This window comes from Butyrivibrio sp. XPD2006 (genome assembly GCF_000420865.1).
Lineage (GTDB): Bacteria > Bacillota > Clostridia > Lachnospirales > Lachnospiraceae > Butyrivibrio.
Genome location: NZ_ATVT01000021.1, coordinates 21,017 through 42,496 on the forward strand (window position 1 = coordinate 21,017; position 21,480 = coordinate 42,496).

The 21,480-nt window shown below is 45.3% G+C and carries 20 protein-coding genes and 2 tRNA genes; 7 read left to right on the plus strand and 15 right to left on the minus strand.

Translation table 11 applies throughout. The features are described 5' to 3' along the window. Positions 1 to 13: 13 nt before the first annotated feature. From G590_RS0117115 to G590_RS0117125, 3 genes are read right to left on the minus strand one after another with little or no spacing between them, the layout of a single operon-like run. Positions 14 to 3,058 carry a hypothetical protein gene (locus tag G590_RS0117115; RefSeq protein ID WP_022766866.1) on the minus strand — a complete coding sequence of 1,015 codons (3,045 nt, stop codon included), beginning with the start codon at positions 3,056 to 3,058 and terminating at the stop codon, positions 14 to 16. A gap of 59 nt (positions 3,059 to 3,117) precedes the next feature. Continuing rightward, complete coding sequence (rsmA, locus tag G590_RS0117120; RefSeq protein ID WP_022766867.1) at positions 3,118 to 3,978, minus strand: 16S rRNA (adenine(1518)-N(6)/adenine(1519)-N(6))-dimethyltransferase RsmA; 861 nt, start codon at positions 3,976 to 3,978, stop codon at positions 3,118 to 3,120. A gap of 11 nt (positions 3,979 to 3,989) precedes the next feature. Beyond that, positions 3,990 to 4,760, minus strand: coding sequence for a TatD family hydrolase (locus tag G590_RS0117125; RefSeq protein ID WP_022766868.1), 771 nt, complete (start codon positions 4,758 to 4,760; stop codon positions 3,990 to 3,992). A 150-nt stretch (positions 4,761 to 4,910) separates the two neighbouring features. Here G590_RS0117125 and G590_RS0117130 point away from each other — a divergent pair. Continuing rightward, positions 4,911 to 4,983 (plus strand) — tRNA-Lys (locus tag G590_RS0117130). 231 nt (positions 4,984 to 5,214) lie between these two features. Here G590_RS0117130 and sufU read toward each other — a convergent pair. The 5 genes from sufU to sufC are packed head-to-tail and all read right to left on the minus strand — an operon-like array spanning position 5,215 to position 10,239. Beyond that, positions 5,215 to 5,658 (minus strand): Fe-S cluster assembly sulfur transfer protein SufU, encoded by a 444-nt coding sequence (sufU, locus tag G590_RS0117135; protein WP_022766869.1) that lies wholly within the window; start codon positions 5,656 to 5,658, stop codon positions 5,215 to 5,217. Further along, positions 5,648 to 6,868, minus strand: a complete 1,221-nt coding sequence (locus G590_RS0117140; RefSeq protein ID WP_022766870.1) for an aminotransferase class V-fold PLP-dependent enzyme — start codon at positions 6,866 to 6,868, stop codon at positions 5,648 to 5,650. Before G590_RS0117140 ends, sufU begins: the two co-directional genes overlap by 11 nt. A gap of 10 nt (positions 6,869 to 6,878) precedes the next feature. Next, positions 6,879 to 8,048, minus strand: coding sequence for a SufB/SufD family protein (locus tag G590_RS0117145; RefSeq protein ID WP_022766871.1), 1,170 nt, complete (start codon positions 8,046 to 8,048; stop codon positions 6,879 to 6,881). A 15-nt stretch (positions 8,049 to 8,063) separates the two neighbouring features. Further along, positions 8,064 to 9,482 carry a Fe-S cluster assembly protein SufB gene (sufB, locus tag G590_RS0117150; RefSeq protein ID WP_022766872.1) on the minus strand — a complete coding sequence of 473 codons (1,419 nt, stop codon included), beginning with the start codon at positions 9,480 to 9,482 and terminating at the stop codon, positions 8,064 to 8,066. 1 nt (position 9,483) lies between these two features. Beyond that, a complete protein-coding gene (sufC, locus tag G590_RS0117155; protein ID WP_022766873.1) occupies positions 9,484 to 10,239 on the minus strand; it encodes a Fe-S cluster assembly ATPase SufC in 756 nt (251 codons plus the stop codon). Positions 10,240 to 10,393: 154 nt separating this feature from the next. Between sufC and G590_RS0117160 the strand changes: the two genes are divergently transcribed. The 3 genes from G590_RS0117160 (at position 10,394) to G590_RS0117170 (ending at position 11,942) form a co-directional block, all read left to right on the plus strand. Next, positions 10,394 to 10,464: transfer RNA gene (locus G590_RS0117160), tRNA-Gly, on the plus strand. A gap of 96 nt (positions 10,465 to 10,560) precedes the next feature. Beyond that, the gene (locus tag G590_RS0117165) at positions 10,561 to 11,457 is read left to right on the plus strand and encodes a putative manganese transporter (RefSeq protein ID WP_022766874.1); all 897 of its coding nucleotides are present in this window, start codon (positions 10,561 to 10,563) and stop codon (positions 11,455 to 11,457) included. A gap of 20 nt (positions 11,458 to 11,477) precedes the next feature. After that, the gene (locus G590_RS0117170) at positions 11,478 to 11,942 is read left to right on the plus strand and encodes a Fur family transcriptional regulator (RefSeq protein ID WP_022766875.1); all 465 of its coding nucleotides are present in this window, start codon (positions 11,478 to 11,480) and stop codon (positions 11,940 to 11,942) included. A 52-nt stretch (positions 11,943 to 11,994) separates the two neighbouring features. On the opposite strand, the gene G590_RS0117175 is transcribed toward G590_RS0117170, so the two are convergent. From G590_RS0117175 to G590_RS0117195, 5 genes are all read right to left on the minus strand, one after another. Continuing rightward, positions 11,995 to 13,224 carry a hypothetical protein gene (locus G590_RS0117175; RefSeq protein ID WP_022766876.1) on the minus strand — a complete coding sequence of 410 codons (1,230 nt, stop codon included), beginning with the start codon at positions 13,222 to 13,224 and terminating at the stop codon, positions 11,995 to 11,997. A gap of 20 nt (positions 13,225 to 13,244) precedes the next feature. Then, positions 13,245 to 14,027: a hypothetical protein gene (locus G590_RS0117180; protein WP_022766877.1), complete on the minus strand. Its 783-nt coding sequence runs from the start codon at positions 14,025 to 14,027 to the stop codon at positions 13,245 to 13,247. A gap of 30 nt (positions 14,028 to 14,057) precedes the next feature. After that, complete coding sequence (locus G590_RS0117185; protein ID WP_035763685.1) at positions 14,058 to 15,143, minus strand: DUF3810 domain-containing protein; 1,086 nt, start codon at positions 15,141 to 15,143, stop codon at positions 14,058 to 14,060. Between the two features lie 9 nt (positions 15,144 to 15,152). Beyond that, a complete protein-coding gene (locus tag G590_RS0117190) occupies positions 15,153 to 15,506 on the minus strand; it encodes a hypothetical protein (RefSeq protein WP_022766879.1) in 354 nt (117 codons plus the stop codon). Positions 15,507 to 15,582: 76 nt separating this feature from the next. Beyond that, complete coding sequence (locus G590_RS0117195; protein ID WP_022766880.1) at positions 15,583 to 16,359, minus strand: Cof-type HAD-IIB family hydrolase; 777 nt, start codon at positions 16,357 to 16,359, stop codon at positions 15,583 to 15,585. An 87-nt stretch (positions 16,360 to 16,446) separates the two neighbouring features. Between G590_RS0117195 and G590_RS20090 the strand changes: the two genes are divergently transcribed. The 3 genes from G590_RS20090 to G590_RS20095 are packed head-to-tail and all read left to right on the plus strand — an operon-like array spanning position 16,447 to position 19,897. After that, a complete protein-coding gene (locus tag G590_RS20090; protein ID WP_022766881.1) occupies positions 16,447 to 17,868 on the plus strand; it encodes an MATE family efflux transporter in 1,422 nt (473 codons plus the stop codon). A 34-nt stretch (positions 17,869 to 17,902) separates the two neighbouring features. Further along, positions 17,903 to 18,577, plus strand: a complete 675-nt coding sequence (locus G590_RS0117205; protein ID WP_022766882.1) for a response regulator transcription factor — start codon at positions 17,903 to 17,905, stop codon at positions 18,575 to 18,577. Between the two features lie 21 nt (positions 18,578 to 18,598). Then, positions 18,599 to 19,897, plus strand: a complete 1,299-nt coding sequence (locus G590_RS20095) for a sensor histidine kinase (protein WP_022766883.1) — start codon at positions 18,599 to 18,601, stop codon at positions 19,895 to 19,897. A gap of 80 nt (positions 19,898 to 19,977) precedes the next feature. Here G590_RS20095 and G590_RS0117215 read toward each other — a convergent pair whose 3' ends face one another. Next, complete coding sequence (locus G590_RS0117215) at positions 19,978 to 20,667, minus strand: DUF4956 domain-containing protein (RefSeq protein WP_022766884.1); 690 nt, start codon at positions 20,665 to 20,667, stop codon at positions 19,978 to 19,980. 43 nt (positions 20,668 to 20,710) lie between these two features. Continuing rightward, positions 20,711 to 21,460 carry a polyphosphate polymerase domain-containing protein gene (locus G590_RS0117220; protein WP_022766885.1) on the minus strand — a complete coding sequence of 250 codons (750 nt, stop codon included), beginning with the start codon at positions 21,458 to 21,460 and terminating at the stop codon, positions 20,711 to 20,713. Between the last annotated feature and the right edge of the window lie 20 nt (positions 21,461 to 21,480).

The window sequence follows — 21,480 nt, forward strand, 5'->3', positions numbered from 1 at the left end:
CCTAAAGAAATTTTTAGTCATGCATAAAGTCTTTTTCTCTAAGTATTATCATATCATTTTCATCGTACCTTTTGTGAACTAATACATCAACAAAATGACCGACGGTTCTTTTTTCTGCATAATATATTGCATCATCCACAATGTCTTTTACCTCTGAAACGGTAACATCGTGGTCCAGGGTCTGTCTCTCGGAGATTCTGGTGTGAAGTGCCAGGATTCCAAGGTTATCGATAGCGTACTCTTTTTCAAGAGCATACTGTCTTGCATAAGCTACAAGGGAGTCATCGTCCAAAGCCTCAATATCAACTCTGACATTAAAGCTCTGCTTGAGAGACGGGTTCTTGTCCAGGAATCTGTCCATGTCTTCCTTGGTATCTTCCATGACAATTACAAGTCCCTTGTTCTCCTGCTGAAGGATCTTAAGAAGTTCACTTACAGTCTCCTGAGTAAGGTCTGCTGCTCTCTGAATTATCAATGCGCCGTTGGCAAGCTTTTCAAAGATGTTTGCTGTGCTCTTCTTGTTCAGGGTATTGGCTGTGATCTTAGCCACCTTACCGCTGAAGTTCGAATCAGAAGCCTGCATGGCCTTTATAAGACCCTTTGCAAGACTTACTGTGCCTGCGCCCTCTTCGCCGGTAACTATAGCATTTCCGGAGAACGGATCCATACTGAGATTATCAATGGCATTGATGATCTGCCTTCTTGATTTTTTGTGATGGATATATGGTCCAAAGAGCTCTTTCTCCTCGGGAGTCATGCTCCTTACGCGCTCTTCAAGTTCTCTGTTTCCAATGTGATGTTTCTTTTTCTCAACGGGCTTAGGAGCTTTCTTGGGCTCAGGCTTAGCCTTAGGTGCCTCTGCCTTCTCTTTTTCCTCAGGCTCCTCATCCTCGTCTTCATCATCCTCGGTAGTCTCTGCCTCTGATGCTTCTGCAGATTCCTCTGGAGCCTCAGCTTCCTGTTCCTTAGATTCATCCTGCTCCTCGGCATCTTCTGCCTCAGCAGCGGTCTCTTCAGGCTCTTTTTCTGCCTCTTCGGATGCTATCTCGGCATCAACAGTAGCTGTATCTGCATCAACTTCTTCCGGCAGCTCCTCGGGTATCTCCTCTAAAAGCTGTTCCTCTGAAGGCTCAGGGCGGGATTCCTCATCCATAACCTCATCAACAGCTGCATTTATAACGTCTTCTTTCTTGACACTCCAGTCGCCTCTTCCGGATGCCTTCTCATAGCTGTCCTTGTTGATAGCGTCCGTGATGGCCTTCTCAAGCTTCTCCTGAAGTCCTGCTCTTGTCTTGGAATCAAACTCGGCAAACATATCTCCGGTCTGATCCATAACTCTCTTCTTGACGCTCTCGTACTGCTTCTGCTGCTGACTCTTTTTAAACTCTTCCCAATTGTTAAGGTACTCTTCTATACTAATCTGTCCCGTAATCTGTTTCTCCACTTCAGGCTCAGGTTCAACTGCCATACTAATCTGGCCGTCAGGTTCCTGGGCCAGCATTGTCTCAAACTGGCTGTACATCTGATAGCTTGCATTAGGATGAATAACGGCTCCGGGAACCTCATCCTCAAGAGGCTTCTCCTCATATGCAAATGCCTTGAAAGGCTGAATAACAGGATTCTCTTCCTTAACCTCTTCCTCTTCAGGCTCATCATTTATATCTTCCGGTTCGTCTGCTGCGGTAGCCATTATTGCAGGCTCCTCAGGTGTATATACCTTTTCCTCGCCAAGTATAGGGCCGTTCCCGCCATACTTGATATCGATTCCCATCTTGGGATCCGTATCGAAAAAGACCTCCTGCATGCCCGGAGCAACCGGCTCAAATACTCTTGTATCGCTGTTATCCACAGCCTCTTCTGTCTTTGACTCATCAGATGTCTCTTCCGGCATAACAGGCTCATAGATGATAGTAGCCTCAGCTTCCTCGGCCGCCTTAACGATCTCATCCTCCGGAAGTTCCTCTGAAATCTCCTCCGGAAGAACATACTCCGGCTCAATATCTTCCTCGGACACATCTTCGTCCTCAAAGATCTCTTCGGTAATAGGCTGAACCACATTCTGAACAGGCTCTTCATGCACAGGTTCAAAGACCTTGGTGTCATCTTCCTTGTCTTCTTCCTGTTCGCCGATGATCTCCTGAAGGCCTGCTGCAATTGCTTTCTGCAGATTAACAGTGTTGTAGGTGCTGACATCTACAGAAGGTTCTTTTATCTCACTGATATTAGGGTAGACTATCTTGTCAAACTCTCTTGTCTGGCCAAGATCCTCCTCTATAGGCTGCTGTTCAGCCTCAGGAAGAGTTCCCTCATTGAATGAATTTATGACGGACTCTGTTACGGGCGGCATCTCCTTGGTGGGCTGCTTGATCTCAACAGTCCTGGTCTCGTCCTTGCCAACTTCGTCCTTCTCGGAAACAATGGATGGATCCACTGCTCCGCCGTGTTTCTCTTTATAACGCAGATAACGATCCTGCTGCTCAGGTGAAAGAGGCTCATGAAGTGCCTTAAGTTCCAGGGCCTTCATGACATATCTGCCGTCGCCGAACCAGAGGAACATCTCGTCACATTCCTCAATACACTCGGTGGTAAGGCCTACTCTGTGGTAGAGATAAGCAAGTTCGTATGCCCATCTCTCCCTGTAGTCGTGCTTTTTGAACTCTTCAAGTACTGCAATCCTCTCCTCAAGGCTTACTTCCTGCGCCTCATAGAGCTTGTACTGAAGTATGTATCTTCCGGTATCCCTTGGAGCAATCCTGACAAATTCCTTATAGTACTCAACAGCCTGAACAAACTCGCCCATCTTGATGGCCAGCTCGCACAGTGAGTAGACAATTGCTCTTCCTGTAGGGTATCTGTCATAGGCCATAAGGAGAACATCTCTACTCTCCGTATAGCGTCTGTTTATCTTGTACAAATCACTGATGGTGCAGAGCATCTGAACGCTCTTGACACGCTTCCAGTCGATAGTATCTGCAATCTTAACCGCTTCGGCAAATCTGCCTTCCCCTATCAAAGCCTTAATTTCGTCGGCTCTGATTCTATACTCAACTTTATCCAAAATATCCACCTCTTTGGAACCAACAATACTATATCTAGTAGTAAGTTTAACATAGCGCCCTAGCTTTGTAAAATATCAGAAAGCTCTGCAAACTGCTCAAGAGTAAGCGTTTCACCTCTTGCCCTTTCATCAATCCCCATTTCGACAAGGGCAGCTGTCACCTTATCCCTTGAAACTCCCAGTGACGGGTTGTTGGAAAGGGAATTGGACAGAGTCTTGCGCCTCTGGTTAAAGGAGGTCCTGATAATCTCAAACAGGTACTTGGAATCCTTTACTTTTACCTTTGGCTCAGGATACTTGGTGAGCTTTACCACCGCCGATCCCACATTCGGCTGCGGTATAAAGCTGCTGGGCGGAACGTCTATCACGGTATTGGCCTCTGCGTAGAACCCAACTGCCAGTGACAAAGAGCCGTAGTCCTTATTCCCCGGGCCTGCTGCCATTCTGTCAGCAACTTCTTTCTGGACCATTACTGTGATGCTCTCTATCAAAGCTCCGCTCTCAAAGAGCTTCATTATTATCGGAGTAGTTATGTAATACGGAAGGTTAGCCACCACTTTGATGGGACGCCCTTCGTTGTACTCCTTAATGATTCTGTCTATGTCCACCTTGAGGACATCTTCGTTTATTACAGTAACGTTGTCATAGTCAGATAGTGTATCAGCAAGAACAGGTAAAAGAGTCTTATCAATCTCAACTGCAACAACTCTTCCTGCTGCCTCCGCGAGATACTGTGTAAGCGTTCCTATTCCGGGTCCGATCTCCAGTACGCAGTCCTCAGCAGTTACTCCTGCAGCTTCTACAATTCCTTCAAGGACACCTCCGTCTATAAGGAAGTTCTGTCCAAACTTCTTCTTGGCGCTCATGTTGTACCTGGCAAGTACCTCTTTGGTACGGGCGCTGTTTCCCAAATATGCCATATAATCCTCTCTTAGGCCTTTAGCCTGTACATCTCTCTTGCGTTAGCTTCTGTGATGCTTATTACTTCTTCCTCTGAAATGCCTTTTATCTGCGCCATAGCGCTTACAACATAAGGCAGGTATAAAGAGCTGTTGCGCTTTCCTCTAAAGGGCTCCGGAGCAAGATAAGGACAATCCGTCTCTAAAATGATCTTCTCCATCGGGATAGCCTCGGCAACTTCCTTCATCTTGCGACCGTTCTTAAAGGTAAGTACTCCACCGATGCCTATATAAAAGCCCATCTTAACACACTCTTCTGCAACTTCTTTTGAATAGGAGAAGCAGTGGACAACGCCACCTAGCTCTCCGGCATTTTCGCTCTTTAAAATGTCCACCGTATCGGCTGCTGCATCTCTTGAGTGAACAATGATCGGAAGTTCCACTTCCCTGGCAAGAGCGATCTGTCTCTTAAACCATTTCTTTTGAAGCTCATGGTCCGGTTCCGGCCAGTAATAATCAAGTCCTATCTCCCCTATAGCTACGCACTTGGGAAAAGAGCTCATCTCTTTCAGCTTCTCTATCTTCTCATCATCGAGCTCTGCGCAGTCGCTGGGGTGTACTCCCACAGCTGCGTACATAAAGTCATATTCACCGGCAAGATCTAAAGATCTCTGTGAGCTGGCCATATTGGCTCCTATATTTACTATATTTCCAATGTCCGCGTCCTTCATTGACGCAAGAAGGGCATCTCTGTCCTCATCAAAACGCTCATCATCATAGTGAGCATGGGTGTCAAAAATCATGTCAAACCCGCTCCTTTAATACTAATTCAAACTATTTTATCATATTTCTTTAAAAAAAATTTGAAAAATTTGAAAAAAGTACTTGCATTTTATTTTGCACCGTAGTAAGATATCACTTGTCGTTAAGAACGGCACAAGCCAATAACGAATGCACCGCTAGCTCAGTTGGTAGAGCACCTGACTCTTAATCAGGTTGTCCAGGGTTCGAGACCCTGGCGGTGCACGCCGAGTACTGTTTTCGTGGGTATATCCCATGGGGATGGTACTTTTTTTCGCGTTAAAGTGAGCCACGCAATACAAAAGAGATACTAAGATGCCCGTGAGGAGCTAGCTCATCTAAGGGTATCTTAGTATCTCTTTTTGTTTATGCGGCGAACGCCGCGTAAACGAGAAATTTGCGAAGAAAATTTCGAGTATTGCGTGGCTCATTTTATCGCGAGTCTGTCGGCATGGCTCATCCCTGTGCCTTCTCAGGGTTCTCAATCATCTCTTTCATGGTTCTCCACCCCAGCACAGCACATTTTACTCTGGCGGGCATGTGAGCCACATCCTGAAGAGCTGCTGCCTCATCGAGGCTCTCTATGCTCTCCTCATCCGTAACTTCACCTTTTATCATTCCCATAAAGGTCTCAGCAAGTTTAACTGCCTCTTCGGTTTTCTTGCCAATGATCTGATCCACCATCATATCCACAGAAGCCTGTGAAATGGCACATCCTGATCCCTCGTATCCGCCGTCTTCTATGACTCCGTCCTTGATCTTAAGGCTCAGTGTAATGTCATCTCCACAGCTGGGATTGACTCCCCTGAGTACAAGATCCGGGTTCTCGATGGCTCTCTTGTGCATCGGATGAAGATTATGTTCATTAACTATCTCGCGATAAAGCTGCTTAAGCTCCATATCCCATGACCTCCCTTACCTTGGACAGTCTCTCAAGGAACTGCTTGACCTCTTCCTCGGTATTGTAGAAATATACGCTGGCTCTTGCTGTAGAACCTGCTCCGATAAACTGCATAAGGGGCTGAGCGCAATGATGTCCTGCTCTGATGCATACCTTGTCGTCGTTGAGCACAGATGACAGATCATGAGGATGAACTCCATCCATTGTAAATGTTACGATTCCGCAGTGCTTCTTCGGGTCTTTTGATCCATATACCTTGATATAAGGCATCTTGGCGAGACCTTCCATAAGGAGTGTCGTGAGCTTTATTTCCTGGGCTTCTATGGCCTCAAATCCAACATTCTGAATGTACTTGATGGCAGCCTCAAGCCCAACAGCATCTCCTGCATTAACGGTACCTGCCTCAAACTTGTGTGGCAGCTCGGCATATGTTGCATCTTCCCTTGTTACATATTCTATCATTTCGCCGCCACGGAGGAAAGGCTGCATGTTATCAAGAAGGTCCCTTCTTCCGTAAAGGGCTCCGATTCCCATTGGTGCCAGCATCTTGTGTCCTGAGAGGGCAAAGAAATCACATCCAAGATCCTTAACATCGACTGCCATGTGCGGTGCAGACTGAGCTCCGTCAACTACTACAATTGCTCCCTTAGAGTGAGCATACTCTGTGATCTCTTTTACCGGATTGGTAATTCCGAACACATTTGAGACATGTCCGATGGCCACGATCTTGGTCTTATCAGTAATTTTGGAGGTGTATTCCTCCCTGGTGATAACGCCCTCTTCTGTTGGCTCCATGTAAACAAGCTTGGCACCGTTCTTTTTGGCTACCATCTGCCATGGAAGCATGTTGCTGTGATGCTCCATAACAGTGATGACAATCTCATCTCCCTCGTGGACATTCTCAAGTCCATAGCTGTAAGCTACAAGGTTTAAAGACTCAGTGGTGTTCCTTGTAAAGATGATCTCCTCTGTTGATCTTGCACCTATAAAATCTGCAACAGTCTTTCTGGCACTCTCATACGCATCTGTTGCAGCCATGCTCCAATCATAAAGTCCTCTCAAAGGATTGGCATTGGCTGTGTTGTAAAAATTTGTTACTGCCTCAAGCACCTGTCTTGGGCGCTGTGATGTTGCTGCATTATCAAAGTAAATGTACTCGCCGGACTTCAATATCTCGAAGTCCTGACGAAAATCGCTTGGTGAGCTCATGGTTTTCCTCTCATACTATGTTCTGAATGTAATAAAGTGTCTTCTGCATGATTTCAGGGTCCGGGATCAGTCTTGCAACGCTGTCCAGCCTTGCCTTTATCATGATCCTTTTGGCCTCTTCTTCATCTATACCACGGGTCTGCATGTAGAACAGTATGTCCTCACCAAGTTCTCCTATGGTTGCGCCATGTCTTCCCTCTACGTCCTCTTCCTGGCAAAGGATAACAGGCATTGTCTTATTTACTACGTCTTCGCCAAGAAGCAGAGTATCTTCCTGCTCATCGCCCACAGAGCCTGAGCTTCCCTTCTTAAAATCAAGAGTTCCTCTGAAGGTCTTGGAAGCTGTATCCATAAGAACTCCCTTAAACTGCATAAGAGCCTGCGTCTTCTTACCTCTCTGGTCAGCCACATAGTTGATATCAAGGTTGTGGTCACCTCTTACAAGATAACCCATATTGCTTGTAAATTCTGTGTTCTTCTCGGCCAGATTTACATAGGCGCTTGAAAAGACCTTACATCCGCCGAGTTCTACAGTTACAAGATCAATCTTGCCGTCATTAAGACAAGCGCCTCCGATATCATCAAAATGTACAAAACCATCACCCAAAAGCTGTGACTTGATCAGATTGATCCTGGCACCGTCCTCTGCAAAAAGTCTTGTGCTAACGCCCTGGAAGCCTTTGGCATCCTTGTCTGAAGTGTAGACAATCACGACTGTTACTTCGGAATCCTTTTTGGCATGAATGATCTGTCCCGAAAGGGAAGCATCTCCATCCTTCATATCATAACTTATAACAATTGGCTTATCTGCCTTAACACCTTCATCTACGGTGTAAATATCAACTGTAGCTCCCATGCTGATCATGAGGCCATCCACATCTGCTCCCATTCCTGTCCTGAGAGCCTGAGAATCATCTCTTTTTGATGTATCCCCGTTTGGCTCTACGTGACCGTCTATGGTAGCCAGGATCCTGTCATTGTTTGCTTTAAAAAGCTCTCCTGCTTCTGCAAAAGGAACCGCCTGCCTGACTGTTACGCCTGCCGGAAGCTCTTTTGCCAAAGGAGACTTATTGTCTGATATATTAAAATCACTTATCTGAAGGGTGCTGTCATTTACATGCAGGAAATTGTATGTAAGAACAGGCAGCACATTGACCTTCATGTTTAAATCATTACTCATCTGCTCTTCCCCTTATCAGCCGTTTCCGCTCATCTCGAGCTTGATCAGATTATTCATCTCTACCGCATATTCCAAAGGCAGTTCCTTGGAAACAGGATTTGCAAAGCCGCTTACGATCATGGCCTTGGCATCCTCTTCGCTAATTCCTCTGCTCATCAGGTAGAAGATTGCTTCATCACTGATTCTTCCGATCTTAGCCTCGTGTCCTACATCTGCATCATTTGTACGGATATCCATTCCGGGGATCGTGTCTGCTCTGGAAATTGAATCCAGCATAAGTGAGTCACAGGAAACAGATGCCTTGGCTCTCTTGGCGCTCTTTTGAATTATAACGCTGCTTCGGTATGTTCCTACTCCGCCGTCCTTGGATATGGACTTTGTATTAATTACTGAGCTTGTATGCTTACCCTGATGCACAACCTTGGCTCCGGTATCAAGGTTCTGGCCCTTGCCGGCAAATGTTATTCCTGTGAATTCCATCTTGGAATTGTCGCCCTTAAGAATTGTCATGGGATACAGGTATGATGTGTGGGAGCCAAAAGAGCCTGAAACCCACTCCATTATTCCGTTCTCCTCAACAATAGCTCTCTTGGTGTTGAGGTTGTACATGTTCTTGGACCAGTTCTCGATGGTTGAATATCTGAGCCTTGCGTTCTTTGCAACATAGAGCTCAACACAACCTGCGTGGAGATTGGCCACATTATACTTAGGAGCTGAACATCCTTCTATAAAGTGAAGGTCTGCTCCCTCATCAACTATAATAAGTGTGTGCTCGAACTGTCCGGCACCCGCAGCATTAAGTCTGAAATATGACTGCAGAGGGATGTCTACCTTTACTCCCTTTGGAACATAAACAAAAGATCCGCCTGACCAAACAGCGCCGTGAAGTGCTGCAAACTTGTGGTCTGTGGGAGGTACCAGCTTCATGAAGTGTGACTTTATCATGTCTGCATACTCTCCGCGAAGAGCGCTTTCAAGGTCTGTGTAGATAACGCCCTGGGCAGCAACCTCATCCTTGACGTTGTGATATACCAGCTCGGAATCGTACTGTGCACCGACACCTGCCAGTGACTCTCTCTCTGCCTGTGGAATACCCAGTCTTTCGAATGTGTTCTTGATATCCTCAGGAACATCTTCCCACTTGCCCTTCATGTCGGACTTATGTCTGACATAGGAAGAAATCTTGTCCATATCGAGGCCTTCAATACTGGGGCCCCAGTCAGGTACCTTTATATCGTTGTAGAGCTTAAGACACTCAAGTCTGAAATCGCGCATCCACTCAGGATCGTTCTTTTCCTCGGACACCTTAAGGACAGTCTCCTCGGTAAGTCCCTCAGCCATACGGTAGAAGTCTTTTTCGCTCTCTACATCCTTAAAATCGTATAAGCTGCGGTCGATATCGGCCACAACCTGCTTGTTGTTAGTTTCAGCCATCTTAATCCTCTTTCACAAATCTCTCGAATCCGTTTGCATTGATCTCATCTACAAGACTTCCGTCGCCTGTGTGAACAATGTTTCCCTTAACAAGGACGTGTGTGTAATCAACGTGAAGTGACTCCAATATCTTGGTGCTGTGAGTAATTATAAGAAGTGCTCCGTCCTTTTTCTTCTGATACTCCTCAATACCCTTTGAAACAGTACGAACAGCGTCTACATCAAGACCTGAGTCTGTCTCATCAAGAATTGCAAGCTTGGGGTTGAGCATAAGAAGCTGAAGGATCTCCGCTTTCTTTTTCTCACCGCCGGAAAATCCTACATTTAAATCTCTGTCTGCATAAGCCTCGTCCATGGAAAGAACATCCATAGCACCTTTAAGAGCTTTTTTGTATGCAAGAAGCTTAACAGGTGCGCCTGTCTGTGCGTGGCTTGCATTTCTGATAAAGCTGCTCATTGAAATTCCCGGAACCTCGTGTGGGTTCTGGAATGATAAAAACATTCCGGCTTTAGCTCTTTTATCAGCGGACAGATCAGTAATATCCTGACCCTCAAACAAAATGCTTCCTTCGGTTACACAATAATGAGGATTACCCATAAGTGTATAGCCCAGTGTGGACTTACCTGCTCCGTTGGGTCCCATTAGTACATGAGTTTCTCCGGGTTTGATCTCAAGATTGATATTATGAAGAATCGGCAACTCATTGTCGATTGAAACCGAGAGGTCTTTTACCTGTAATAATGCGTTCTCAGACATAGTCAAAACTTCCTTTCGTAATTCCTACTAACTTGGTAGGAAAAATAATAACACCACTATACTGCGCTTGTCAAACTATATGCGCTGCAAGTTTAAAATAAATTGCTTGACATAGCGGTAAAAGTTGTTTATTATATGTTCTTGTCAGCACCACGCGGGTGTAGTTCAATGGTAGAACACCAGCCTTCCAAGCTGGATACGTGGGTTCGATTCCCATCACCCGCTTTTGATAAACCAGCAATGAGCTGGTATTTTTTTGTCAGAATTTTAAATGCAAATGATTTGCATTTGCATTTGCCAGCAAACAACAAGGAGACAACAATGGACGTTATTATCGATATTGTATTGGATGCAGTCATAGACTCAGTTAAGATACTGCCATTTCTTTATCTGACTTATCTGGTAATGGAATATTTAGAGCACAGAACAGCTGAGTTTACAGAAAATATAGTTCAGAAGACCGAGCACTTTGGTCCTCTTCTCGGCGGACTTATCGGAGTATTCCCACAGTGCGGATTCTCGGCAGCAGCTTCAAACCTTTATGCCGGACGTGTCATCACTATGGGTACACTGATAGCAATCTATCTCTCAACCTCAGACGAGATGATTCCTCTTCTTATCTCAGAGCACTTCCCTGTAGGGACCATGATCAAGATCCTGGCCCTCAAGGCTGTTATCGGTATCATTGCCGGATTTATCATTGATTTTGCTGTTCACGCCTTTCATAAGGCTCACGGACAAAGATCAGAAGATCCCGTGAGGATAAATGAACTCTGCGAAAAAGAGCACTGCCACTGCGACGATGAAGAAGATACAACTCTTAAGGGAATGGCTAAATCAGCTTTTGTTCACACCCTTCATATCTTCCTTTTCGTACTTGTACTCACACTTTTGCTCAATATTGTTATCACAGTGATCGGTGAAGAGCACCTGTCCATGCTCCTTAAGACAAACCCGGTTGTGAGCCATATCCTGGCAGGAATCATCGGACTTATCCCCAACTGTGCTCCTTCAGTTATCATCACAACGCTCTATCTTGACCAGATGATAACCTTGGGAACCATGATGTCAGGACTCCTCGTTGGCGCCGGAATCGGACTTCTTGTACTCTTTAGAGTCAATCCCGAGAAAAAGGTCAACTTTAACGTAGCTATACTTCTGTTTTTAATCGGAACTGTCTCCGGACTTCTTATTGATGTTCTCGGAATCACCCTTTGACAGTAATATGGGGTAAAGACATGACACACAAGATACACTCTCATTCATTTGATGAAACAATTGAAAAGAACTGGCCTGAGGGAGTCAAGAAGACTCGCCAGAGAATTGATATCTACAAGGTTCTCTACCTGGCAGATGAGCCCCTCTCGGCTGCTGAGATATACAGCGCACTTAATGAGAAGGCTTCAAAAGAGATGTATGCTTTCTCCACAGTTTACAGGAATCTCCTGGCCTTTGAGAAAGCCGGAATGATAGAAAAATCCGTTCTCACCACAGAGGATAACGCGGTTTACGAACTCAAAAAGCAGACCCACAGGCACTATGCTGTATGTCTTAATTGCCACGAGAAGTTCACCATTGCCACATGCCCGCTTCACGAGATATCAAAAGACCTCGAGACAACCCTTCCGGGTTTTGAAGTAACAGGTCATCATCTTGAAATATACGGATACTGCAGTAAATGTAAAAAGACCATGGCGCATTAAACGCCACGGTCTTTTTTTGAGTCAAAATGAAACGTCCCCGGTGACTCATTTGTCAGCCGTAGTAGAACTTGATTGACTGGGGATATGTTCCCAGTTTATAAGCATGCCAGCCCGCATCCAGGTGGTATACATATGTTATTGTGTTACCCTGCTGATCCATCCAGGATATATCGAGTATGGCGTGATCCAGGTATCTGTCCTCGCTATCCAGTGTAATCGTGCAGTGTCCGGTGGAGATATCATCTATATTGAACATACCTGTAGACTCATTGAGTTCATACAGCTCACCGTTCTTGTCTATCTTCCAGTCGCCAAAATACCAGTTCTGTCCGACCTGAAGGTTTTGAAGCTCAACATAGTCACCAACTGAGATTCTTCTGTAGATTGTAGGCACATTCGCCCCCAGAGTTTTATGAGATGAATTCAGAGAATATGCACCATCTATAATAGTATCCAGGTTTGTTTTTACATTTTCTCTTCCCCCATGCCATACAACCTCATATTTCTGGCCTTCGTATTCAAATCCGGCAGAAGTATATTTCCCCAGAATTCCCGAGAGATTTGTCTCCAGTTTCTTTTCATAGTTGTGCTCATAGCTCAGCTGATATGATGTTACTCTCTCAGGATCAAATTTGTCGTTATGATAGACTCTCTCAACCTTAAAGGGAAGGGTTCCGAAAACCATTACCGTATCACCTTCCTCAAGTTCAGAGCTGAACTCTTCTCCATGCACATAATCATCGGCAAAGGTTGGATTAGTGGCAGTGTTATACTCGATAATTGTGCCACCGAAATCCTCCATCGAAATATCGCTGCCTATAAGCTTACCTGCGATACCCTCGTAGATTTTCTCGTTCAGATCGTTAATAGCCCATTTTGTCTCACGATATTCAATGGTATTAAAATCCATAGTAGTAAGCTTTTCATTCAGAGCGTGCAGCTCATCGGTAAGCTTTGCATACTCCTGAGGGTTACTGACAGATAACGGAACAATACTGCTGTAATCGACTGAAGCATGCTCTGTGCGTCCGCCGCCGGCAGCGTCATTGTTCTCATCTACGGTTGCAGAGTTTGCAGCCTCCGGCTCTTTTTCTGTACCCACATCTTCCTGCACATTTTCAACGCTCACATCTGCCTGTGCATTATCGGTATTAACAACTTCCTGTACTGTTTCGGAAGTAGCAGCCGCTGCTGCATTTACATCCTCAATAACTGCCTCTTTACCGCATCCGCAGAGCAAGATACTGCAAAGCAGTACCCCTGTAAGTGTTCTTTTTATCATACTTTATCTCCTCAATTGTCTTAATTTCCACCTTCTGAGCTCGCATCAGCAGAAGCATCCTCTGCAGCCCCCTCAGCTGCACCTTCTTCTGTCTCTACAGGCTCCGGCTCGGGGAAGTATCCCCCAAGTGTTGCTGTTCCGACGGCTTCCTTGGAATCATAGGTAAGTACAATAGATGCTCCGTCCAAAGCCTCTCCCCTAAGGCTCTCGCAGCTTAATGTGTACTCATTGTTCACGTCATCAGTGATGACAAACTCCCACTCACTGCTGTCTGAATAGATATCCAGTGAAACGCCCATGAGTGTGTACCCGGCAAGGAGTGTAACGCCGTCTCCTATGTAATTGTCACTGTAGGTATCAGCGGTAATGTCATGTAAAACTATCTTGGAAAGATTCATTCCCGTCTTATTAATAAAATAAGCATCAAGGCCTTTGTGTTTTGCCTTTTCTTCCTTTACTCCCGTCTCATCAGTAAGGATTGCCGACAGATCTTTTCCCAGATTCTGATAGCTGTCCGTAAGCTCTGCTATAGTTGGCAGGACCTCATCAATCTTCTTGTCGCTCATTTTTGTAAAGTCCAGCTGCTCTATCTCAGCTTCCTTGAGAGCCAGCTCATCCAAAGAACTGCGCATCGTTGTATCTGAGATATCAAGGTATGTATCCTCTGCTGTCTGCTTGACCTGCATAAGAAGGCTTCTGGCCTGTTCTGCCTCAGAAAGCTTCTCGTCGGATGGTCTGCAGCCCACCAGTAAAAGAGCCATAACAGCAATCATCATTAGAATGGATTTCTTTTTAATCTTCATGTTTACTCCCGATAAATAAAATACTCGAACTCAATTATACGGATTCTGCCTGTAATAGTCCAGAAGCAGCGAAACCACGTGGGTGTAGCTGACCTTTCCCGCAGAAACTCCGTTGACTTTAAGGTTGGTATCAATGAACGTATCTGCTGCCTTCCTGACGGTCTTGGTATTAAAGATTGCCCTCTTTTCAACCCTCTCCCAGGCTTCATCCGTAAGGAACTGGTCATCATAGCGAACCTTGTCGGATATTGCCACGTGGGACTTGTACACCTCTTTATCCACAGCCTTGTAAAAATCATTGTTCACGTAGTTCAGTACTCCAAGATATCCGCTGTAGACAAAGACAGGGTCATCTGATTTTATGCAGGATAAAAATCCAAGAAAATTGGCCTCGTCCTCATAGATATATCCATGGGTGTGAGCAAGCTCATGGCACATGGTGAAGGGCTTGTTCATTATATACATCTCGTCGTTGTAATTGGCTTCCATTGAAAAAGGAAAGTAGTAGCCCTGCATGTACTGTTGACTCATAAATCCCGAAAAAGTCAGTGCCTTTGGCCTAACATAATATCCCCCGAGCCTCTTGTACTCTCCCTCGATTCCGGCCATAGCTGCCCTTGCAGTCTCATTCATATCGCCTTCGTATATTACATTTCCGTCAGCATCCCTCGGCATAAGTTCAGAGAGCTCGTTGCACTTAGTTACAATATAATCCCTGAGCGTTGCCAGATCATCGAGGTAATACTCTTCTTTTTCCGTATCTGAAACCCGAAGAGGCGTGCAATGATAAAGCACAAAGCAGTTTAAAGACATCACGGCAACCACCACAGAAAGTACCAGCGCCAGCACTCTTCTGTATATCCCGGCAAAGTCTTTTTTTATAAAAAGAGATATCACAAAAAGTATCAGGAGAACCGGGAGCAGAATCAACAGCCTCTCACCTACGGACACACGAAAAAGACTGGTAAATCTCCCGTAAAGACTTGTTATCACAGGAAAAATATTATCAGTGTAATAATCAGAAAAAGACCTGCTCATCCACGCAGCGACATTGAAAATCGCACTGCCTATGAGCAGGACACAAATTAAAAATCTTCTAAAACTGACTTTTTTCATGTCAGCTTATTATATCATGTTCTCAAGTGCATTGTTCATTGCACTGTTAACCTTAGCTGTCATATCATCTGAAAGCTGGATCTGAAGCATGTCAATAACTCTGTTGTCGATAGAGTATCCCAGACGGTTTGCATGGAACTTTAGATCATCCGAATGCGCTGCTTCGTAGCTCTGACGCATATTCTCTCCAAGCATTTTGGTTGCAAGCATTGAGTCATAGGCCTCAGCAAACTGTTCTCCGAATTTCTTCTTGGTCTCATCATCCAGTACGCCTACTGCTGCTACTGCGCTGCCTGAAGAATTCTGATTGAGATATGTATTCGTTATGCTGTTGGCTGCTGCCAGAAAACCAAAATCCATCATAATATTAGGAATCCTTTCCTCTACCAAATCTGCAATAATAATATCGGCAGGCGAAAAGGAATCTTAACCCCTAATTTCAAAATAAATTTAGTTTCCTGCAAGCGCTCCATATACCGTCATCTTCGAGGTTTTCCGTTACAATAGTTCCCAATTTTTTGACATCTTCCGGTGCTCTTCCCATGACTACAGAGGTTCCGGCCATCTCGAGCATTTCCTTGTCATTGATGCTGTCTCCGAATGCTACTGTTTCTGCTATGTCACAGCCCAGAAGCTCACATACTTCCTGTATTCCGGTTCCCTTGTTAAAACCCTTCGGTACCATCTCTACGATAGTATCTGTGTGCAACATGTAGTCATAGATATCTGAGAGTTCTTCAAAGCATTCATCCCTGGTAGGACTGTCACAAATGCAGGAAAGCTTGTTCATCTCCCAATCGCCCCAGCTGTCTGTGATCCCAAGAAGCTTTTCACCCATCTCCCTGATAACCTTCTGGCCAAACATATCATCCGCGAAATCAGGTCTGTCCATGTAAAGATAAGTCGGCCCCTCCAAAATAGCCTTAAAGCCGTGCCTTCTGATAGTCTCCACAGTTCTTATCCCTTCATCCCGGCTCATAAGCTTATTGAAAATAACCTTATTTTCATATTCGATCATGCATCCGCAGGCGGAAACAATTCCGTCAAATCCAATTCCCAGAAGTTCCTTATTATAGACAAAAGCCCTTGCCCTTCCTGTATTGATAAAGCATTTATGACCGTTCTGCTGTGCCAGCTTAATGGCTTTTTTCGTACTCTCCGGAATGTAGTTCTTGTAGTCCCACAGAGTTCCGTCCACATCAAAAAATAAAATCATTATTCTTTCTTCCTGTTTTCATAAAATAGGCGGTCCTAACTTTTTAATATAATAACATTTTTCGCCTCTTATGCTATACTAAATCCGATGAAACGAGATTATTTTGAACAAATACGAAACGGCAGCGAAATTACTCTGCGGGATCAGCTCTATATCATTGCGATGCTGAGTATCCCCGCCATACTTTCCCAGATTTCCACTGTCATAATGGAATATGTTGACCAGTCAATGGTAGGGCGTCTTGGCCCATCATCATCGGCAGCCATAGGGCTTGTATCCTCAACGACCTGGCTGATCGGTGGTCTTTGTCGTGCAGTGACCATGGGTTTTACCGTTCAGGTGGCACACAACATCGGCGCCAAGAAATTTGCACAGGCAAGAGCCATTAACAAACACGGAATAGTATCAGTCCTTGTTTTTAGCTCATTCATTGGTCTGATCTGCTTCGCCATCAGCAGCTTCCTTCCCTACTGGCTCGGAGGTACCCCTGAGATTGCCCGCGAGGCAGCAATTTACTTTAGCATATTTGCGGTTTCACTCCCGGTGTCCAATCTAAACGCTGTGTCCTCCGGAATGCTTCAGTGCAGCGGTAACATCAGAACTCCCAGCATTTTAAATGTTGTGGGATGTTTTTTGAATGTCTTTTTTAATTTCCTGCTCATCTTCCCATCAAGATACATTGCACTTTTCGGATCACAGGTATATTTTCCCGGCTTTGGCCTTGGTGTTGCAGGCGCAGCTCTGGGCACTGCCATTTCTCAAGGTATAGTTGCACTTACGCTCCTGTTTATCCTGCTTGCCAAGTCCCCGATCCTTCATCTCAGAGCCGAGGATAAGATCCCGTTTACGGCAAAAGAGCTAAAGGCAGCCCTCCACATCGCGATTCCCTTTGCTATAGAGCAGGGCATCATGGGCTGGGGATATGTCTTTTGCACAAGGATCGTATCTCCTCTTGGAGTAACAGCTCTTGCAGCCAACTCCTTCTCGGTATCCGCAGAGAGCCTCTGCTACATGCCGGGCTACGGAATCGCAAGCGCCGCAACAGCCCTTATAGGGCAGAGTCTTGGAGCCGGCAGAAACAAACTGGCACAGCGCCTTGGATGGCTTGCCACAATACTCGGAATGCTTGTTATGACCGGAACCGGAATACTGATGTACATATTTGCGCCTTCAATCCTTGGCTTCCTTACGCCGGATCCCGCGATCCAGGCACTGGGAGCTCGCGTTCTCAGAATAGAAGCTTTTGCTGAGCCTCTCTTTGCAGCATCAATTGTCGCAACAGGTGTGTTCAGGGGAGCCGGCGATACCCTTGGACCTTCGATCATAAACTTCATAAGCATGTGGGCAGTGCGTCTCACCCTGGCATTCTTTCTTGCACCGGTCCTCGGACTTCCCGGAGTATGGATCGCCATGTGCGCTGACCTTTGCGTAAGAGGAACGCTCTTCCTTATCCGCCTGTGGAGAAAACCTATAAGTAAAGCTCATTCCATAGCGGGCGCTGCGGGTTAACTTGTGATAAAATTAATAGCAGGAGGATCTGCCCATGAAACTACTTCTGGCTGATGACGAGAAAGAGCTGGTCAGCGCTCTTGTAGCCATCCTTAAACACAGCAATTACACCGTAGATGCAGTTTATAACGGAACCGATGCCCTGGACTATGCCCTGACGGGAGATTATGACGGCATAATCCTTGATATCATGATGCCCGGAATGGACGGAATGGAAGTACTTAAGAAGATCAGAGAGAAAGGCCTCTCCACCCCCGTTCTTTTCCTTACTGCCAAAACAGAGGTCGACGACCGTATAAAAGGCCTTGACCTTGGTGCAGACGACTACCTGCCCAAGCCCTTTGATATGGGAGAACTCCTTGCGAGAGTAAGAGCCATGCTCAGAAGAAAAGAGGATTTTGCTCCGGCGAACCTTTCCTGCGGAAACCTCACTCTGGACAGAGCCGGATATGACCTGTGTACTCCGGATCACGACAAGATCCATCTCTCAGGCAGAGAATTCCAGATGATGGAGATGCTCATGACATCCCCCGGAAGGATAATCTCCGTAGACAACTTTATGGACAGGATCTGGTCCGACGGAGAAGCAGACGTAAATGTAGTCTGGGTATATATTTCGAACCTGAGAAAAAAGCTCTCATCCCTTGAAGCCACATGCGAGATCAAGGCTTCGAGAGGTGTAGGTTATTCCATAAACGAGATTTCCTGATACTGCTGTAGAGGAACAATTATGGTAAATAAACTTCGAAAGAAATTCGTTATAACAGCTATGCTGTCTCTTTTGGTGATCCTGGTGATCATGATCGCCGTCATTAATATTGTCAACATTTCCCAGATTGTCAGGGATGCGGACAATCATCTTGCTATTCTCACCACCAACAACGGCCTCTTCCCGGGCATGCAAAACGGTGGAGGAGGAATGCAGCCACCAAGGCAGGACAAACCATTTGGATTTGATCGTCTCAACAATATGCGTTCAATGGAGATGCCTTTCCAGACCAGATATTTCTGGGCACGCTTTGATGGATCAGGAAGCATCATTGAAGTAGACACCTCACACATAGCTTCCGTATCAGAAGATGAAGCCACAGCTGCTGCCGTTGAAATCTACGGGACGGGGAAAGAGAAAGGTTTTTATGACACCTTCAGATATAAGCTCGGAAGCAACTCGGACAGCACAAAGATTCTTGTATTCAGTGATCTGAGTGCATCGCTTATAAACGTTTACAGACTTCTTCTGCAGTCCCTGCTCATCGGTCTCTTTACCCTTGTTGCAATGTTTGTTTTAGTTTTCCTCTTCTCCGGAAAGGCTGTTGCCCCAGCCGTTGAATCCATGGAAAAGCAAAAGAGATTCATCACTGATGCAGGCCATGAGCTGAAAACTCCGCTTGCCATTATATCTGCCAACATAGATGTCCTGGAGCTTGAATCGGGAAAGAGCGAGTGGACAGACAGTATCAGAAACCAGGTAAAGAGAATGAACTCCCTGGTCAAGAATCTTCTTACTCTCTCAAGGATGGATGAAGAGAGAATGCACGTTGTCTACACCGACTTTGATATGAGCAGTACTGTAAAAGAGACTGCAACGTCTTTTGAGGCAATTGCTGAATCCTCATCCAAGAACTACATGATGAATATAGAAGACGGCATTCACATAACCGGCGATAAAAACGCCATAAACCAGCTGACTTCCCTGCTTCTTGACAACGCCATGAAGTATTCAGATGAAAGGGGCAGCATCAATGTGATCCTATCAAAAGACAAAAACATTACTTTGGAAGTATCAAATACCACAGATTACATGCCTTCAGGAAACCTGGACAGACTCTTTGACAGGTTCTACAGAGCTGATACTTCAAGAAGCCGCGAAAAAGGCGGCTATGGAATCGGACTTTCAGTGGCAAGAGCCATCGCACAATCCCATGGAGGAGATATACAGGCACTTAAGGACGGCGACAGGATAATAAGATTTGTTGTTACGCTCCCTGCCCAGCTCCCCAAAAGCATTCAGAAAACCGCAGCAAAATAGCAAAGTTTAAGGCCGTTAGACAACTTATTCGGATCTAACGGCCTTTTATATTCAAACTATCAGTTAAAAACTTATTTGTATCAGAGCTCCTCTGCCTTTATTGCTACAGGTCTTGAGCAGCTTATCTCGAGATTTCCGTTTCTCTGTCTCATCTCATCGATCATTCCCTTTGTTGACGCTCTGTTTCTCATGACTATGCTGTAATTGAGCTTGTAGAGACTTCCCATTCCGGAAGTCTTAACCTCGCACAGCTCAGCCTTGGTTGTGTATCTTGCAAAAATATCATCAAAGATTCCTTCAAAATCAAGTCCTTCAGGTATAGTGATCTTAAGTGTCTTTTCTTCAGCAGATCCGTTCCCAAAACCGCTTCCGATAAGGATCAGGTTGGCAAGGGTAATAATGACTGCGAATATTGCTGCAAGTCCGATATATCCCATTCCTGTAGCAAGACCTACTGCCATGGCAAGGAAAATGCTTGTGATCTCTTTTCCTGTTCCGGGTGCAGATCTGAATCTTACAAGCGAGAATGTTCCGGCTACTGCGACACCTGCTCCGATATTACCATTGACCATCATGATCACCATCTGAACTATTGCCGGAAGAAGTGCCAGTGTAATGATGTAGCTCTTTGAATAGCTGTTTTTGATCGTGTACATAAATGCTATAAAAACACCGATCACCAGTGAACATACTGTGGCGATCATAAATGATGCACCTGTCACTGTGCTGTTTGTGATAATGGTTCCGAAAAGTAAATCTGTAAAAGACATTTCTTTATTCTCCTTTTTAATCTAAACAATGTGTGTATGTTTCTTAAACTGCTCTGCGAAAGTTCGCGATATTGCTTTTGTTTTTCTCTTTGGCGTCTTCGCCGTACATATACTCCACATATCCTTTTCCGTATTTGGAAAAAGAGGTTTTTCTTATGTTAAGTTCATCCAGGATCTTTGCCAGTTCAATTGACATAGCTCCCGCTATCTTGAGCTCCATCAGGTGCTGTCCGGGAAGCAGAATGTCTTTTCCCTTGTTGCCCTCCGTAAGGCTCAGCTTATCTGTTCGCCATCTGATGTTTGTGTCAAAGGTGATACGAAGATCCGGATCCTCTATCCCTGCCATTGCTATCCTGTCGTAGGAAATAGCCATCGCCGGTCTTATCCCCTTGTAATACTTGAGGAAATAATCGATCTCGTCGGATATCTGTGATCTTTCCTTAGGTCTTTTGCCATTTACAAGGTAGTCCATGGCCTCAGCATACGGCATCGAAATTCTTCTCTTGTAGACAACACCCTTATACTTTTTCTTGATCTCGATAAAAGCATTGGTGTCATCATCTGCCACACCGTAGGTGCGAAGCCTCAGCTTTTCCTTGTAGATCGGCTTTTCCAGTGACCTTTCGATCAGCTTATAATCCGGTGTATCAAAATATATATTTAAGATGGATGTCTTTCCGTAGCTGTCAACCGCTGCCATATTTTCCAGCCGTTTCCTCAGCTCCGTATACTGCATATCATCCAACAGATATTTCACTTCTATTCTCTGGAATACATCCTTAAAACCTGCCATTTTTCTCTCTCCGTTTTCTG